This is a genomic window from Microbacterium sp. ZW3a (assembly GCF_057167165.1).
Map to the genome: position 1 here is coordinate 177,115 of NZ_CM169903.1, position 16,494 is coordinate 193,608.

At 71.2% G+C, this 16,494-nt stretch carries 16 protein-coding genes; 10 read left to right on the plus strand and 6 right to left on the minus strand.

The window, feature by feature from the left end; genetic code table 11:
* Window positions 1-129: 129 nt before the first annotated feature.
* The gene (locus ACU6WY_RS00845; RefSeq protein WP_483820599.1) at window positions 130-1,335 is read right to left on the minus strand and encodes a glycosyltransferase; all 1,206 of its coding nucleotides are present in this window, start codon (window positions 1,333-1,335) and stop codon (window positions 130-132) included.
* A 256-nt stretch (window positions 1,336-1,591) separates the two neighbouring features.
* Between ACU6WY_RS00845 and ACU6WY_RS00850 the strand changes: the two genes are divergently transcribed.
* Both ACU6WY_RS00850 and ACU6WY_RS00855 read left to right on the plus strand, forming a co-directional pair.
* A complete protein-coding gene (locus tag ACU6WY_RS00850; RefSeq protein WP_483820600.1) occupies window positions 1,592-2,815 on the plus strand; it encodes a glycosyltransferase in 1,224 nt (407 codons plus the stop codon).
* Window positions 2,812-3,822: a glycosyltransferase gene (locus ACU6WY_RS00855; RefSeq protein WP_483820601.1), complete on the plus strand. Its 1,011-nt coding sequence runs from the start codon at window positions 2,812-2,814 to the stop codon at window positions 3,820-3,822. The genes ACU6WY_RS00850 and ACU6WY_RS00855 overlap by 4 nt, the downstream gene beginning before the upstream one ends.
* Before the next feature lie 42 nt (window positions 3,823-3,864).
* Here the strand turns inward: ACU6WY_RS00855 and ACU6WY_RS00860 are convergent, their stop codons facing one another.
* From ACU6WY_RS00860 to ACU6WY_RS00875, 4 genes are read right to left on the minus strand one after another with little or no spacing between them, the layout of a single operon-like run.
* Window positions 3,865-4,812, minus strand: coding sequence for a PDR/VanB family oxidoreductase (locus tag ACU6WY_RS00860; RefSeq protein WP_483820602.1), 948 nt, complete (start codon window positions 4,810-4,812; stop codon window positions 3,865-3,867).
* Window positions 4,809-5,438, minus strand: a complete 630-nt coding sequence (locus ACU6WY_RS00865) for a helix-turn-helix domain-containing protein (RefSeq protein ID WP_483820603.1) — start codon at window positions 5,436-5,438, stop codon at window positions 4,809-4,811. Before ACU6WY_RS00865 ends, ACU6WY_RS00860 begins: the two co-directional genes overlap by 4 nt.
* Window positions 5,435-6,736: an amidohydrolase family protein gene (locus tag ACU6WY_RS00870; RefSeq protein ID WP_483820604.1), complete on the minus strand. Its 1,302-nt coding sequence runs from the start codon at window positions 6,734-6,736 to the stop codon at window positions 5,435-5,437. Before ACU6WY_RS00870 ends, ACU6WY_RS00865 begins: the two co-directional genes overlap by 4 nt.
* Window positions 6,733-7,716, minus strand: coding sequence for an XdhC family protein (locus tag ACU6WY_RS00875; protein ID WP_483820605.1), 984 nt, complete (start codon window positions 7,714-7,716; stop codon window positions 6,733-6,735). The genes ACU6WY_RS00870 and ACU6WY_RS00875 overlap by 4 nt, the downstream gene beginning before the upstream one ends.
* A 51-nt stretch (window positions 7,717-7,767) precedes the next feature.
* Here ACU6WY_RS00875 and ACU6WY_RS00880 point away from each other — a divergent pair, with 51 nt between their 5' ends.
* Complete coding sequence (locus ACU6WY_RS00880) at window positions 7,768-8,352, plus strand: nucleotidyltransferase family protein (RefSeq protein ID WP_483820606.1); 585 nt, start codon at window positions 7,768-7,770, stop codon at window positions 8,350-8,352.
* A gap of 34 nt (window positions 8,353-8,386) precedes the next feature.
* Here the strand turns inward: ACU6WY_RS00880 and ACU6WY_RS00885 are convergent, their stop codons facing one another.
* Complete coding sequence (locus ACU6WY_RS00885; protein WP_483820607.1) at window positions 8,387-9,247, minus strand: helix-turn-helix transcriptional regulator; 861 nt, start codon at window positions 9,245-9,247, stop codon at window positions 8,387-8,389.
* Between the two features lie 166 nt (window positions 9,248-9,413).
* On the opposite strand from ACU6WY_RS00885, the gene ACU6WY_RS00890 reads away from it, so the two are divergent.
* The 7 genes from ACU6WY_RS00890 (at window position 9,414) to ACU6WY_RS00920 (ending at window position 16,480) form a co-directional block, all read left to right on the plus strand.
* Entirely contained in the window at window positions 9,414-9,737 is a 324-nt protein-coding gene (locus ACU6WY_RS00890) for a putative quinol monooxygenase (protein WP_483820608.1), read from the plus strand.
* 104 nt (window positions 9,738-9,841) lie between these two features.
* Window positions 9,842-10,285 carry a DUF6153 family protein gene (locus ACU6WY_RS00895; protein WP_483820609.1) on the plus strand — a complete coding sequence of 148 codons (444 nt, stop codon included), beginning with the start codon at window positions 9,842-9,844 and terminating at the stop codon, window positions 10,283-10,285.
* A gap of 89 nt (window positions 10,286-10,374) precedes the next feature.
* Window positions 10,375-10,977 (plus strand): DUF305 domain-containing protein, encoded by a 603-nt coding sequence (locus ACU6WY_RS00900; RefSeq protein WP_483821941.1) that lies wholly within the window; start codon window positions 10,375-10,377, stop codon window positions 10,975-10,977.
* Window positions 10,978-11,216: 239 nt separating this feature from the next.
* Entirely contained in the window at window positions 11,217-12,335 is a 1,119-nt protein-coding gene (gene chvE / locus ACU6WY_RS00905; protein WP_483820610.1) for a multiple monosaccharide ABC transporter substrate-binding protein, read from the plus strand.
* Between the two features lie 99 nt (window positions 12,336-12,434).
* Entirely contained in the window at window positions 12,435-13,964 is a 1,530-nt protein-coding gene (gene mmsA, locus ACU6WY_RS00910; RefSeq protein ID WP_483820611.1) for a multiple monosaccharide ABC transporter ATP-binding protein, read from the plus strand.
* Between the two features lie 5 nt (window positions 13,965-13,969).
* On the plus strand, window positions 13,970-15,190 hold the full coding sequence (gene mmsB / locus ACU6WY_RS00915; protein WP_483820612.1) for a multiple monosaccharide ABC transporter permease: 1,221 nt from the start codon (window positions 13,970-13,972) through the stop codon (window positions 15,188-15,190).
* A 78-nt stretch (window positions 15,191-15,268) separates the two neighbouring features.
* Entirely contained in the window at window positions 15,269-16,480 is a 1,212-nt protein-coding gene (locus ACU6WY_RS00920) for an ROK family protein (protein WP_483820613.1), read from the plus strand.
* Window positions 16,481-16,494: the final 14 nt, after the last annotated feature.

The window sequence follows — 16,494 nt, forward strand, 5'->3', positions numbered from 1 at the left end:
GCCGCATTCCGGCGTGGGCGGCGTTTCGGTGGCGGGCGGTGTTCTGCCGACGGGCGGTTGTTCCCGCGGTGGGCCGCGTTCCAGCGGTGGTCGGTCACGCCCCCGCAGCGGCGTTTCGGTGGCGGTTATTCACGCACCGGCAGCGTGCAGCCCCGCCCCCGCAGCGAAGAGGGCGCGCGCGTCGCGATAGACGTCGTCGAGGCGATCGACGTGGCGGTCGAAGTCGAGCGCCGCAGCGCTCGCCTCGGCGCCGTCGGTGACGCGGCGCAGGAGGGTGGTGTCGGTGGCCGTGCGGCGCAGGGCCTCGGCGAACGCGGTGGGCGTGGCATCCGCGGCGACCACGCCGTTGACGCCGTCGAGGACGAGGTCTCCGGCGGCGGCGGGCGTGGCGACCACGGGGCGACCCATCAGCAGGCTCTCGGCGATCACCAGACCGAACGTCTCGGGCCACAGCGAGGGGAAGACCAAAGCCGTCGCCGAGGCGATCAGCGCAGCCTTGGCCTCGGCCCCGACCCACCCGACGTAGCGGACCGTGTCGCTCGTCGCCGCCTCGACGACGGCGCGTTCCGGTCCGTCGCCCGCGATCACGAGTTCGGCGTCCAGTGACGCGGAGGCCCACGCCGCCAGGAGAAGGGAGATGCCCTTGGATTTCTGCAGTCTGCCGAGGAACACGAACCGGGTGCGCCCGTCGCTCGATCGATCCCCGAGGGGGAGGGTGGGCGCGGGCCAGCCGTGGGGCACGACACGAACTCGTGTGTCGTTCGCGGCGTAGCCGAGCTCTTCGTGCCGACGGCGCGTTCGCTCGCTCGGAAAGACGAGCACGCTCGCCCGCCGCGCCGACATCGCCACCACACGTGCCCGCCATCGCTGCACGAGCTCCAGGCGCGCGGGCATCGCGCCGTCGCGCAGCGTGGTCGAAGTGCTGTCGACGAGGCCGTAATCGTGGGCGGTGTGCACGACCGCCGCGCGCCGCGGGCGCAGGACGCTGGCACCCACGCCCTGGAACCGGTGCACGTGCACGACGTCGCGACCGTCCTGCACATGCCGGTACGGGCCGGGGAGAACCAGGGCGTGCACGGCATCGAGGGCGTGGAAGAGCGCGCGTGACAGGGCGGAGGGGCCGTGACGATCGGGCGGGTAGGGCCGCCACGACCGACGCGCCCGCACCGCGACACCGCACGCGGAGGCCCGCGCGATGCTCTCGGCATCCGTGAAGGCCGTAACGATCTCGACCTCGTGACCGCGCGCCCGCTGCGCCGCGGCGAGCGAGAACAGATACGCCTCCGCCCCACCCCACGGGGTCGTGAACGTGCTCTGGAGGTGGGTGATCCTCACGACGGTCCTCTCTTCCCGGGCGGACCCGGGCTGACGCCGCCACACAGAGTAGGCGAGCGCTCCCCGCCGCTCGCCCACACACCGCCACCCCTCGCACCCGCCGCGCGTGAGTGCTCCGCCGCGTTCACGCGCGGCGTCGCCACGCCTCAGCGGTCTTTTCACCCGGGGCGCGGCGATCGCGCTGCCCGCACCGCCGCGCCCCGGCCTCGGCACACTGGGCGCCGGTGCCGTGCGGACGGCTCGAAGGGTGGGGTGCATGCGAGTCGTGAGTCTGTCGCCGGTCGTCCCGTACGAGGGAATTCCGCACGCCGGCGGGCAGTACGTGCTGCGTCACTTCCGCGCCCTGACCGCGCTCGGACACCGGGTCGTGGTGGTCTCGTTCGACGACGAGCGGAACCGCGCGGCCCGCGCTGCGCTGAACGACCCGATCGAGGTCGTCCTCATTCCCCTCGCCGAACCGCGGAACGCCGTCGCGCGCCGTGCCCTCCGGTGGCTCGAGCGGCAGGAGCAACGCGTGTTCCCGGCACGTCCGGTCGCGCGCCGTCGTCGCGCCCTCCGGCGCAGTGTACGGGCCAGCGCCGCCCTCGCGTCCGCCGACATCATCGAGTACCAGTGGACCGAATCGGCGTGGTTCGGGATCGGCCGCGCGCGCGGGTCTGCGCGCCGCGTCGTCATCGCGCACGACGTGCTTCTGCAGAGTTACGAGCGCTTCCTCGCCGCGGCCGGCCCGGGGTGGCGACCGCGGGCCGTGGTTGCGCGCTGGCGGCGGTGGAGCGTGCTCCGCGACGAGCGCCGCATCTACCGGAGTGTCGAGGCCACCATCGCGTTCAGCGCGAAAGACGTCGCGCTCGTCCGCCGGGCCGCCGGTGCCCCGGTGCGCGCGGTGGCCGTGCGTCCCCCGCTCGCCGGGGGCGTGGAGCCGCGACGGCGCGAAGGGGATGCCACGCCCACCGTGCTGTTCGTGGGCGCGTTCGACCGCTCGGTGAACGCGGAGGCGGCGTCGTGGACCATGACCGACATCGCTCCGCGGGTGATCGCGGAGCGCCCCGGCGTGCGATTCGTCTTCGCGGGGGCGCACCCGACCGACGCCATGCACCGCCTCGCCCGCGCGTACCCCGACACGTTCGTCGTGACGGGGCGGGTGGACTCGCTCGACGGGGCCTACGCGGGCGCCGACGTCGTGCTCGTCCCGCTGCGGGCCGGTGCCGGGGTCAAGTTCAAGACCGTCGAGGCGATGCTGCGCGGCATCCCGGTCGTCTCGACGAGCGTCGGCGTCGAAGGGATCGTCGACGGGCGGATCGCGGCCTTCGCCGTGGCCGAGGACGCCGCGGGTCTCGCTGCGGCGATCGGGCGGGCCCTCGCCGATCCGGAGGGAGCGCGCCGACAGGCGGCCCGCTCCCGCGTCGCCGCCGCGGAGGAGTTCTCCGGCGCTGCCTTCCACCGTGCCCTCGCTGACATCTACGGAGGATCGACCCCGTGATCACCCCACTCCCCACCGTCGCCGGTGCGACGGTCACCTACGCCTCCCGCCACCTCTCGTGCCTCGCGGTCGTGCGGCGCATGATCGAGTCCGGGGTCGAGGCGGTCGTCATCGTCGACAACGGCTCGTCGCCCGAGTCCGCCGCCGCGCTCGACCGCGCGGCGTCGGCCAGCGACGGCCGCATCGTCGTGCACCGCATGACCCGCAACGAAGGGTCGGCCCCCGCCTTCGCCACGGCGATCTCCCTCGCGGGCGAGGTGGGCGCCGAGTACGTGTGGCTGCTCGACGACGACAACCTGGCCGAGCCCGAGGCCCTCGCGAGGCTCCTCGCGGCCGACCGTGCGCTGCGCGCGTCCGGCCACGATCTCACCGCCGTGGCGCCCCTGCGCGTCCCCGATGACGACCCCGCCACGATCGCTGCCGCCGTCGGAGCGGTGCACACGCGCGAGACCCCGCGAGAGGCGGTGTCGTTCGCGGGGGTCGAGGCGGGCCTGTTCGCCCGCCGTTTCCTCGAGCGCGTCGGTCTCCGGCGCCCGCGCCCCCGGGTCGTCGGTACCGAGCTGGCCTACGCCCCCTACGGGGGGCTGCTCGCCCGCACCAACGTGCTCCACCGGATCGGCCTGCCCACGGTCGAGCTCGTCCTCTACGGCGACGATCTCGAGTACACCTCGCGCATCCCGGCGCGAGGAGGGCGCCTCGCTGCCGTCCCCGACGCGGTGGTCGTCGATCCGCGGGGGGAGAGATGGATGCCGCCCGGCTTCGAGGTGCGCGCGATGCTCCTGTCGACGAACGACGCGCTGCTCTACTACTACCTCCGCAATCGTCTGCACCGTGAGCTGGCGACGGGACGCCGCTGGACCGTCGCGCGCGTGGGCAACGGTGCCCTGTTCCTCGCGCTGTGTCTCGCGTGCGCGGTCGTCACGCGCCGGGGCGGCAAGCTGCGCATCATCCACCGCGCCGTCCGCGACGCGTCGGCGGGCCGACTCGGACGCCGCGCCGAGATCTGAATCGGCCTCACCCGGCTGGTGATATGCCGGGTGAGTCGCCGTCTACAGCTCCAGCGTGATGCGCGGGCACGCCGCGCGGGAGACGCACAGCATCATCGTGCGGTTGACCTCCTGCTCCTCCGGCGAGAGCACCGAGTCACGGTGCTCGATCTCGCCGTCGACCACCGCCACCTCGCACGTTCCGCACGTGCCCACCCGGCAGCTCGACGGCACCACCGCGCCGTACTCCTCGACGACCTCGAGCACGGATCGCTCCGGCGGCACCGTCACCGTCAGCCCCGACAGCATGAGGTCGACCTCGAACGACTCGGTCCACACGGGCGGCCCGAGCACCTTGGCCTCGAAGCGCTCAACGTGGAGGCTCCCGCGCGGCCACACCGACATCGTGGCATCCAGGGCTTCCAGCAGGCGGGTGGGGCCGCACGCGTAGACGACGGTGCGGGCCACCGGCTGGCCGAGACGATCGGCGAGGTCGAGGCGGCGCCCCTCGTCGGCCGCGAACACCTCGACGCGGTCGCCGTAGCGCGCGGTCAGCTCGTCGGCGAACACCATCGTGCGGCGCGACCGGCCCGCGTACAGCAGCGTCCAGGCAGCGCCCGCGGCCTCGGCGGCCTCGATCATCGGCACGATCGGGGTGATTCCGATGCCCCCGGCGACGAAGACGTAGGAGCGTCCCGCGGTCGGCGCGAAGAGGAAGTGATTGGCGGGACCCCGCACGCGCAGGGCGGTGCCGGGGTGGGCGTTCTCGTGCAGCCACACCGATCCGTCGCGCTCGCGCAGCACGCCGATGCGCCAGGTGCCGCGCTCGGCGGGCGATCCGCACAGCGAGTACTGGCGTTCGACGCCGCCGGGCAGCACGACGTCGATGTGCGCCCCGGGCGACCAGTGCGGCAGCACGCCGCCGGGCCGTTCGAGGTCGAGCACGACGACACCATCGGCCGCCTCCGTCCGCGCGCGGACGACCGCCTCGAAGGTCACGCCACCGGTCATGTCTCTCCTTCGGGTGCCTCGGCGGGGGAGCCGTGTACGAGTTCTTTCACGATCAACAGTCGGTAGGGCGCCCCTCCCGGCGAATGCCAGCGGTGCGGCGTCCCCGAACGGCAGTAGACCGAGTCGCGGGCGTGGAGCGTGCGCTCGCCGAAGGGTCCGAGCGAAATCACGATCGACCCCTCCAGCACGGTGAGGAACTCGTCTTCCTCGTGCACGTAGTGGTCGCCCGGCTCGGCGTTGGCGCCGGTGAACTCCATCGGCTCGAACCGGCGGGGTCCCTCGGCGAGCATGCGGGCGGTGCCCTCGGCGTAGGGCCCCACGAGCCCCTCGTCGGCGGTGACGAACGTCGGGTGCGCGCTCTCGTCGGGGCGCGGCGGCTCCGACGCCGCGATGAGCTCCACCCGGCTCGTCCCGAGCGCGCGGGCGAGGCGCTCCAGGCTCGCCATGCTCGGCCGCGCGAGGCCGCGCTCGAGCTGGCTGAGGAACGGATGCGACAGGGCCGCGGCCTCGGCCAGCTGGGTCAGGGTGAGGCCACGGGCCTTGCGCAGGCCGCGGAGGTGCGCACCGAGGCGCTCGTCACCGGTGGCGGGATCGTCGGCGGGGATCGCGGGGGCCATGGTGGTCATCGTCCCACCCTCTCGAACAGGCGGGCGGTGATCTCGGACTCGTCCGCGCTCGTCAGCCGTCCGTCGTCGACCACGACGCGCCCCGCGACGACGACCGTGCGGGGCCGGCGCCCGGGCGAGGCCCACAGGAGCCCGGCGACCCGGTCGGCGACGCCCGCGTCGGCCACGCCCGAGACATCCCACACGCACAGGTCGGCGGCGGAGCCGGGGGTGAGCCTGCCCAGGTCGGGGCGTCCGAGGCCGTCTGCGGAACCGGCCGTGGCCATCGCGAGCACCGCGGATGCCGCGAGCTGGGGCCCCACGAGCGCCGAGACCTGCATCGCCAGGCGGGCGTCGGCCAGGAGGTGTCCGGCGTCGTTGCTGCCGCCCCCGCTCGTTCCGAGGCCGACCGGGATGCCGGCATCCCGCAGCTTCGCGACGGGCGCGACGCCCCACCCCATCGGCACGTCGCAGCCGGGGGCGTGCGTGGCCGTCACTCCCGCCGCCGCGAGTCGGGCGATCTCGTCGTCGGTCACGTCGCACAGGTGCGCGAGCGTCACGTCGGGGGCGAGCCAGCCCCACTCCTCGAGGAGGTCCAGGGGGCGGCGACCGTACTTTTCACGCGCGATCTCGACGTCGACGACCTCGTTCGCCTGTGTGCGGCGGCGCAGCCCGCGCCGCTCGGCGACCTCGGCCAGCAGGGCGAACGTCTCGCGGGGGTCGCTGTGCACCCCCGCGGGTCCGACGGCGACCTGCAGCATCCCGTCCGCGGTCACACCGCCCGGGCGCCCGTCCACAAGCGCGGCGGCGATCGCCTCGGCCGACAGTGCGGCTTCCTCCGGGTCGTCCCGCGCCGCCCCGCGCACGAACGCGAGTCGTGCGCCGAACGCCCCGGCAGCGTCGGCGGCCGCGCGGGCCATGCCCACTGTGTCCGCCTCGGCGGGCCAGGTGAGGTGGTGGTCGGCGACGGTGGTGACCCCGCTCAGCAGGGCCTCGGCGAGACCCGCGGCCGCGGCGAGCCCCGTGAGCTCGGGATCCACCCCGGCGGCGGTGTAGGCGGCGGCCATCGCCGGCAGCCACTCCCGCATCGGGATGCCACGGGTGCCGGGCAGCGTCCGGAACGCCGTCTGCAGCAGGTGGTGGTGCGCGTTGACGAGGCCGGGAGTGACCACGCCGCCGGCCGCGTCGACGATGACGGCGTCGGTGAGATCCACCGCGGCGTCGGTGACGAGCCCGTCGACGCACACGACGTCTCCGGTGCGGACGCGCCCCTCCGCCTCGACGACGGCGAGCGCGTCGCGAATAACGAGCACGCTCATCGGGCCAGCACCGGTTCGGGCAGTCCGCAGGCCGCCTCTGCGGCGCCGGCGTGGAGGCGTCCGTCGACGCGGTCACGGAGAGGGGTGGCGCTCGCCCCGCTCCGGGCGGCGACGATCTCGGCGATCACCGAGAGGGCCGTCTCCTCCGGGGTCGACGCCCCCAGGTCGAGGCCCAGCGGCGAGTGCAGCCGCGAGAGGTCGGCATCCGTCACCCCGGCCTGGGTGAGCAGGGCCGCGCGTCGGGCCACGGTGGCTCGCGAGCCCATCGCCCCCACGAACCCCACGGGCAGGCGCAGGGCGGTCTTCAGGGCGGGAACGTCGAGGCGCTCGTCGTGGGTCAGGACGCACACGGCGGTGCGGTTATCGGGCCGGTCGAGGGTGGCGAGGTATTCGTGCGGGGGCGCGACAACGAGCTCGGCCGCCTCGGGAAAGCGCTCGCGCGTGACCAGCAGGGCCCACGCGTCGCACACCGTCACGGCGAAACCGGCCGCCGCCCCCACGCGGCACAGGGCCGCGGCGTGCTCGCCGGCGCCGAGCACGATCAGGCGCGGGCGGGCGGGGCGGTGGAGCAGCAGCGGGAGGTCGTCGTCGAGTGCGAGCTCCAGCGTGGTCTCGCGTCCGGCCGCCGCGTCGAGGAGGGCCGCGCGCACGCGAGGGTCATGGCCGTCCACCGGGTAGACGGCCACCTCGACCGCGCCGCCGCAGGCGAGGCCCGCCGCCACGATCGCGTCGTCGGGGCCGACGAATCCGAACCGTCCGCGGCGGACTGTTCCCGTGCGCAGGGCGTCGAGCCCGAGCATCACGGCGTCGCCCTCGACGCAGCCGCCGGAGATCGAGCCGATCACGCGGGCGTCCAGCGTTACGGCCAGGGTGGCGCCCACGCCGCGCGGTGCGCTCCGCACGACCCGGGTGACCGTGACCGCCGCCACGGGCGTCCCCGCCTCGATGAGGGGGAGGAGGTCGGCGGCCAGTTCGAGCATGCTGGCGACGGTATCCGCGCCGTGTTTCACGCACGCTACGCTGTCGTGACCATGCCTGCCGAGCCGCCTCCCGCCCCTTCCGGAGGGCGGATTGCGGGCCTCGTCCTCGCCGCGGGGGCCGGCCGTCGGTTCGGCGGTCCCAAGGCTCTGGCCCGTGATCCCGACGGGGTGCCCTGGGTCGAGAAGGCCGTCCGAGCGCTGCGCGAGGGCGGCTGCGACCCGATCATCGTCGTGCTCGGTGCGGCCGCCGACGACGCCGCGCGGCTCGTGCCGGCCGGGACGGGCGTCGCGCTCGCCGGAGCCTGGCCGGACGGTCTCTCGGCATCCCTGCGTGCGGGCCTCGAGGCCGTGGCATCCACCGAGGCTTTCGCCGTCGTCGTGGTGCCGGTGGACACCCCCGATCTGCCCGCCGCCGCGGTCGCACGGCTCGCGCGCCGAGCGGACGTCGGCGTTCTCGCGTACGCGACGTACGGCGGAGCCCCCGGCCATCCCGCCCTGATCGGCCGGGACCACTGGCGGGCGGTGGCCGCCGCGGTGAGCGGCGACGTCGGCGCCGGCCCGTACCTTCGCGCGCACGGTGCCCTTGTCGTCGAGTGCGCCGACCTGTGGTCGGGTGCCGACCTCGACGTGCGCTGATGGCGGCGCACCTCTCGGTGGATGTAGCCGGACGTCAGTCCTCGGTGGTGCGTGATGCTCGGACGGCTCCGACGCGCAGGAAGTCGAGCTTCTCGGCGTCGGAACTGCTGTCTGTCGTGGAGTAGACGACGAGTTTGATGTCGGAATCGGGGACGGTGACGACATCGCAGTCGAGGATGAGGTCGCCGACGATCCGGTTGTGGACCGTTTTCACGACCGATCGGTGCGCCGCGGCGCGTCCTTCGTCCCAGTACGAGGCGAAGCGTGCACTGCCGGTGCGGAGTCGTGCGATGAACGCCCGGAAGTCCGGGTCTGCGCCGAGGGTTGCTGCGGTGCGTCGGAGGTCGGCGACGAGCGCCCGTTCGAAGGCGTCTGGTCCGCCGTGCGCGGTCGCGATCCGGCCGACGCTCTCGTCGAGGAAGGTCTGGACGACGAGGTTCTGGTCGGGGTCGCTGTGTGCGGAGGGGGCGTCGAAGAGCGCCTGCCAGAGCGGTGTGGAGTGCAGTAGCGTCCAGTCCGCCGCGAATACGGCCAGCGGCAGGTCGGCCATCCGCACGAGCATGCGTTGCACTCCGGGCGGGATATGTCGGGACACGGAGTCCGTTCGGGGCGCGGCAAGCCCCGCCGCCTGGTGGAACAGGTCGGTCTCCGTGCGGTCGAGCTGCAGGGCGCGGGCGAGCGACTGGACCACTTGTGCCGAGGGCGTGCGGGAGCGGCCCTGTTCGAGCCGCATGATGTAGTCCACGCTGACGCCGGCGAGCTGCGCGACTTCCTCCCGGCGCAGGCCGACCGTGCGGCGGCGGCCGAACGATTCCATCCCGACGTCGGCGGGGCTGAGCCGTCCTCTCCAGGCGCGCAGCAGTTCTCCGAGGCGATCGACCGGTTCTGCTGACACGCCTCCATTCTCCGATCACCCACCAACGAGAGCCTAGGAACGGCTGTCCCATGCGGCGGCACCGGCACTCGAGTCGGCGGCGCGGTTGGGTAGCACCGTTCTTCCCTGGCTCGGGCTGCTGCGCCCATCGCACAGTGGATTCGTCATCGACACGAAAGGAACACGCATGACCGCCACTGAGAACGGATACGTCACCGTCATCTGGGAGGCCACGGCCAAGGCCGGGAAGGAAGCAGACCTGAAGGCGTTCATCGCCGCCGCCGTCACCCCGTCCAGGAACGATGCCGGGAACATCGACTACGAAGCACACGAAGTCGAGGGCAAGCCCGGCTCCTTCGTCATCTACGAACGCTGGGAGACCAAGGAACTCCTCGACGCCCACCTGGGAGCACCGCGCATGCAGGAACTCGTCCCGCAGATGCTCGAACTCATCCAGGGCTCCATCGAGGACGGCATCACCCTCCTGCGCCCCTTCCGCCCCGCCATCTGAACGCGCCACGACCGGCGCGGGTGGTGCGTTGACCGGTGGAGATCACGTCCGTCGTGAATCCCGGGCCCGGGGGAGTCGCTAGCCTGGGGGAACGGGAGGTGAGGATGTCGCTGATCGTCGTCGAGCAGCAGGTGCGGGGATCACGAACGCGCATGTTCGTCGTGATCATCGGCGCGATCGCGGCCATCATCGCCGGCCTGCTGGCGATGCATTCTCTGAATACGCACGGCATGCCAGCCGGGCACAGCGACGTGTTCTCCATCGGCGGTGACCCCGTCGCCGATGGAGGCCACCATCACATCACGACGGATGCCGCTGTCCCCGCCGCGGCCCCCGCGTGCGCGGACTGCGGCGACGATCATCAGATGGCCTGGGCGGCCTGCGTTCTGGCTCTGCTGGTCGGCGTGATCGTGTGGGGGTCGCGCCGGGCGCGATGGCGGATCCCCTCACGAGCGACGGCGTCACGCGCGTTCCCGGGGACGTGGAGCGTCGGCGCTTCCCGCTTGCCGCCGCCCTCCCTCGTCGTTCTCTGCATCAGTCGTACGTGAGGACGCGTGTGCCCGCTTGTTCGCGCGGGCGACGCATCTTTCGCTCGACGACGGTCGAGTCTTCACTACCGACTTTGGAGAACATCACCATGAGAACCCCTTTTGCGGCGACCGCTGCCCTCACCCTCGCCGCCGTGCTCGCCCTGTCCGGCTGCGCCGGCGGTGCGAACTCCGGCGGCGGCATGCCCGGAATGGACCACAGAGGCGCCAGCAGCTCGGCCGCCGGGAGCACCGCTGACGCGAATGCGGCCGACGTCATGTTCGCGAGCATGATGATCCCGCACCACGAGCAAGCGATCGAGATGTCGGAAACGCTGCTGTCAAAGAGCGGTATCGACGAGCGGGTGACCGCGCTGGCGCAGCAGATCAAGGCCGCGCAAACCCCCGAGATCCAACAGATGAAGGGCTGGCTCGAGGAGTGGGATGCCTGTGCCGCCGACATGGGCGGCATGGATCACGGCAACGGCATGATGAGCGACGGCGATATGCAGTCGCTCGAGCAGGCTTCCGGAGCCGAAGCTGCACGACTGTTCCTTCAACAGATGATCGAACACCACCAGGGTGCGATCGACATGGCTCAGCAGGAGCAGGCTGACGGCCAGAACAGCGACGCGATCGCTCTGGCGAATGCGATCGTCCAGACGCAGACGGCGGAGATCGCGACCATGAAGGAACTCCTGGCGGGAATCTGAACGAACCGGGTCGGGTGCGGCACGCCGCTGTGCCCCACCCGTTCCGTTATGCGTTCGTTGCATTCCACGCGCGCTCCGGCTCTGGACAACTTCGGGGCCGCGGGGATATGTTCACGGAGCCGTCATAATTACGACGGCACCACGAAGCCGGGACGAGGACGTACCCGATTCGACGCCGGGGTGGGCGCCGGGTGCGACCCTCGGGGGTCCCTGCAGTTCAGAGAGGAACGCAGATCACAATGCTGAAGAAAATCCTGACCGGAGCGGCCGTTGCCGCTCTCGCCGTCACCCTCGGAGCGTGTAGCTCCACGCGACCGGCCGACGGCGGCGACGCGGCCGGCGAAGGCACCACCGAGTGCAACGTCGGCATCGCGATGCCGACCCGCAGCCTCGAGCGCTGGATCAACGACGGCGAGCAGCTGCAGCAGAAGCTCGAAGACGCGGGCTGCACCGTCGACCTGCAGTACGCCGACAACAAGACCGACCAGCAGATCAGCCAGATCCAGAACCAGATCTCGGGCGGCGCGAAGATCCTCGTGATCGCCGCGATCGACGGCTCGACGCTCGGCCCCGTGCTCGAAGAGGCCAAGTCGCAGAACGCGACCGTCATCGCCTACGACCGTCTCATCAACGGCAGCGAGAACGTCGACTACTACGCCACGTTCGACAACTACAAGGTCGGTACCCTCCAGGGCGAGTACATCGAGGAGCAGCTCGGCCTCGCGGGCGGCGCAGGCCCCTTCAACCTCGAGCCCTTCGCCGGTAGCCCCGACGACAACAACGCGAAGTTCTTCTTCGCCGGCGCGTGGGACGTTCTCCAGCCCTACGTCGAGAGCGGCCAGCTGGTCGTGCCGAGCGGCAAGGCGCCGGCCAACGACGACGCGTGGGCCAGCATCGGCATCCAGGGCTGGGCGTCCGACAAGGCTCAGGCCGAGATGGACAACCGTCTGTCGTCGTTCTACGGCGACGGCAAGAAGGTCAACGTGGTCCTGTCGCCCAACGACAGCCTCGCGATCGGTATCGAGGCATCCCTGAAGTCGGCCGGCTACACCGCCGGTGCGGACTACCCCATCATCACGGGCCAGGATGCCGACAAGGCCAACGTCAAGGCGATCCTCGAGGGTCTGCAGTCCATGACGGTCTGGAAGGACACCCGCGCGCTCGGTGACCGCGTCTTCACGATGATCGAAGAGATCACCAACGGCGAGGAGGTCGAGGTCAACGACACCGAGACCTACGACAACGGTGTCAAGGTCGTGCCGTCGTACCTCCTCACTCCCGAGGTGGTCGTCAAGGACGACGTGCAGACCATGCTCATCGACTCGGGCTTCCTCAAGGCCTCCGACGTCGGGCTCTGATCCACTCTGCGGCGGGGCGGGTTCGCCCGCCCCGCCGCTCTCTCTGTCGCCCCCGGCGACGGAACTACCTGTCGCCCCACGGCGACGGAGGGAGACACCATGACCGAACCGATCCTGCGCATGGCGGGGATCTCCAAGTCGTTCAACGGCATCCCGGCCCTCGCCGACGTCTCGATCGACGTGCACCGCGGAGAGGTGCACGCGATCTGCGGCGAGAACGGGGCCGGCAAGTCCACGCTGATGAAGGTGCTGAGCGGGGTCTACCCGGCCGGGAGCTTCGCCGGAACCATCACCCTCGATGGTGAGACCGTGGCCTTTCGCTCGATCAACGACAGCGAGGCCGCCGGCGTCGTCATCATCCACCAGGAGCTCGCGCTCAGCCCGTATCTCTCGATCGCCGAGAACATCTTCCTCGGCAACGAGAAGGCCAAGCGCGGCGTCATCGACTGGAACGCCACGAACACCGCCGCCGCCGAGTTGCTCACGCGCGTGGGGCTCCGCGAGAGCCCGGCCACCAAGATCTACGAGATCGGCGTCGGCAAGCAGCAGCTCGTCGAGATCGCCAAGGCGCTGGCCAAGGAGGTCAAGCTCCTCATCCTCGACGAGCCCACCGCCGCTCTCAACGACGACGATTCCGCGCACCTGCTCGACCTCATCGATCAGCTGCGCGACCAGGGAATCACCTGCATCATCATCAGCCACAAGCTGAAGGAGGTGCTCCGCATCGCCGATCGCATCACGATCATCCGCGACGGTCGCACCATCGAGACGATGGGGCGCGACGACCCCGACACCGACGAGGGGCGCATCATCCGTGCGATGGTCGGCCGGGATCTGAACAGCCTGTTCCCGCCGCGCGAGCCCGACATCGGCGAGGAACTCTTCCGCGTCGAGAACTGGACGGTGCACCACCCCGTCGACACGGAGCGCGTCGTCATCGACGACGCCTCCTTCATGGTGCGCGCGGGCGAGATCGTCGGCTTCGCCGGCCTCATGGGCGCCGGGCGCACGGAGCTCGCGATGAGCATCTTCGGCCGCATGTACGGCACCGGCATTTCGGGAGAGGTGTACAAGAACGGTCAGCAGATCGACGTGCGCACCGTGGACGCCGCGATCAAGCACGGCATCGCGTACGCCACCGAGGATCGCAAGAAGTACGGCCTCAACCTCATCGGCGACATTCAGGTCAACGTCTCGGCGTCCGCGCTGTCGCGCCTCGCGCGTCTCGGCGTCGTCGACCGCTACCGCGAGTACAAGGTCGCCGACTCGTACCGCTACAAGATGAACATCAAGGCGCCCAGCGTCGCCGCGATCACCGGTCGTCTCTCCGGCGGGAACCAGCAAAAGGTCGTCCTGTCGAAGTGGATGTTCACCGGACCCGACGTGCTCATCCTCGACGAGCCCACCCGTGGCATCGACGTCGGAGCGAAGTACGAGATCTACGGCATCATCAACGAACTCGCGGCCCAGGGGAAGGCCGTCATCGTCATCTCGTCGGAGCTGCCCGAGGTCATCGGGCTCTCCGACCGCATCTACACCATCTCCGAGGGACGCATCACGGCCGAGGTCAGCCGTGAAGACGCCACGCAAGAGACGCTCATGCGGCACATGACCGCCGGAAGGAACTGACTGCAATGGCCACCGCATCCACTCAGACCGTCGAGGCTCCGACGCAGCCCGGACCCCGGCGCCGCGGCCTGCTCGCGCGGATCAACTTCCGGCAGTTCGGTATCCTCGCCGCCCTGGTGATCATCATCGTGTTCTTCCAGGTGCTCACCGGCGGCCGGTTGCTGCTCCCCGGAAACGTCAACAACCTCATCCAGCAGAACGCCTACGTGCTGATCCTCGCGATCGGCATGGTCATGGTGATCATCGCCGGGCACATCGACCTGTCGGTCGGCTCGGTGGTGGCCATGGTCGGGGCCATCGCGGCGATCGCGATGAACCAATGGGGACTCCCGTGGTACATCGCCGTGCTCGTCTCGCTCCTCGTGGGCGCGGTGATCGGCGCCTGGCAGGGATTCTGGGTCGCCTTCGTCGGGATCCCCGCGTTCATCGTGACCCTCGCGGGCATGCTGCTGTTCCGCGGCCTCACGCTCGTGCTGCTCACGGGCGGCACGATCAGCGGCCTGCCCGACGGCTTCACCGCGATCGGCGCCGGCTGGCTCCCGCCCGTGCTCGGCTACCTCGGCAACTGGGACAGCCTGACCCTCGTGCTCGGCGCGCTCGCCTCCGTCGCCCTGATCGCCCAGCAGCTGCGCACGCGGGCGACGCTGCGTCGTCTGGAGCTGCCGCGCGAGGTGGCGTGGTCGTTCTGGGTGAAGAACGCCGTCGCGGTCGTGGCGATCATGGCGGTCTCCTTCACCCTCGCCACCTACAACGGCACCCCGATCGTGCTCATCATCCTCGCGGCGCTCGTGCTCGCCTACACGTTCGTGCTCAACCGCACGACGTTCGGTCGCCACGTCTACGCGATGGGCGGCAACCTGTTCGCCGCCGTGATGAGCGGTGTGAAGACGAAGTGGGTGACGTTCTTCATCTTCGTCAACATGGGCGTGCTCGCGGGCCTGGCAGCCGTGGTCAGCACCGCACGCGCCGGCAGCGCCGTGGCATCCGCCGGTCAGAACTACGAACTGGATGCCATCGCCGCGGTGTTCATCGGCGGCGCCGCCGTGCAGGGCGGCATCGGCACGGTCGTGGGGGCGGTCGTCGGTGGCCTCGTGATGGGCGTGCTCAACATGGGTCTGTCCATCCTCAGCGTCGACGCCGCGTGGCAGATGGCGATCAAGGGCATCGTGCTGCTGCTGGCGGTCGCCTTCGACATCTTCAACAAGCGACGCAACGGCGGTGTCTGATCGGGTGGGGAGCTCGGCCGCGGGGCCGGCTCCCCATCCCCGTCTCCGCGATGGGATGATGGGGGAGGTGCCCTCCTCATGACCCCTGCCGTGTTCGAGCCTGCGACGCCGCTCGCTCCTCCGTCGGGTCGTACGACGAACGACCTCATCCGGCAGCAGAACCTCGCGTCAGTGCTGTCGTTGCTGCATCTGCGGGGAGCGCTCTCACGGGCACAGCTGGGCGCCTCGATCGGTCTGAACCGTTCCACGGTGACGGGGCTGGTCATGGAGCTCACCGAGCTGGGCCTCGTCCGCGAGGTCGCCGCCGGGGAACGCACCGGCAAGGTCGGGCGCCCCACGCTCGACATCGAGCCCGAGGATCACGTCGCCGCCCTGAGCGTGCGGGCGGAGCCCCACGCGGTCACCGTCGCCCTGGTCGGACTCGGCGGCGTGGTCCACGCGCGGCTGCGCCACGACACCGCGCAGGCCCCCTCGCCGCGGCGGTTCGTGCAGATCGTCGCCTCGTCGGTCGAGGCGATGCGCGCCGACATCGACCGGCACTACCGGGTGGTCGGCGCGGGGCTGGCGGTGCCGGGACTGGTCAATGCGAACGGCTCCGTGCTCGTCTCCCCCACACTCGGGTGGAAGCGCGACCCGGTCGCGGCCCGCCTCAGCGACGAGCTCGGTCTCGCCGTGTCGGCCGGCAACGACGCGAGCATCGGTGCCCTGGCCGAATCCCGCTTCGGGGTGGGGATGGGCGTGTCGAACCTGCTGTACCTCGGCGGGGCGATGCACAGCATCGGCGGCGGTCTCATCATCGACGGCACGCTGCTGCGCGGAACCTCGGGCTACGCGGGCGAGCTCGGCCACACGGTCGTCGACCCGCGCGGACGCACGTGCGTGTGCGGGCGGCGGGGATGCCTCGAGGCCGAGGTGCGGCTCGACCTCCTGGAGCCGCTGCTCGGGCGTCGCAAGCTCGACGAGGACGAGCTCGACGTCGAACTCGGCGTCGCCCGCGACCCCCGGGTGATGGCCGAGGTGACCCGTCAGGTCGAGGTGCTCTCACTCGCGCTGACGAACTTCGTCAACGCCTTCAGCCCCGAGACGGTCGTGCTCTCGGGCTACCTCGGGGCGCTGCTGTCGGTGAGCCGCGAGCGCCTCGCCGAGGCGGTGCGCGTGCATCCGCTCGGCGCGGAGGGCCGCACGATCCGTCTCGAGCGTGCGCACCTGCGCTCGCGCCTCATGCTCATCGGCCCCGCCGAGCTCGCCTTCGCCGATCTGCTGTCCAACCCCGCCGGCTTCCGCGCCTGACCCCCGATCGTCGG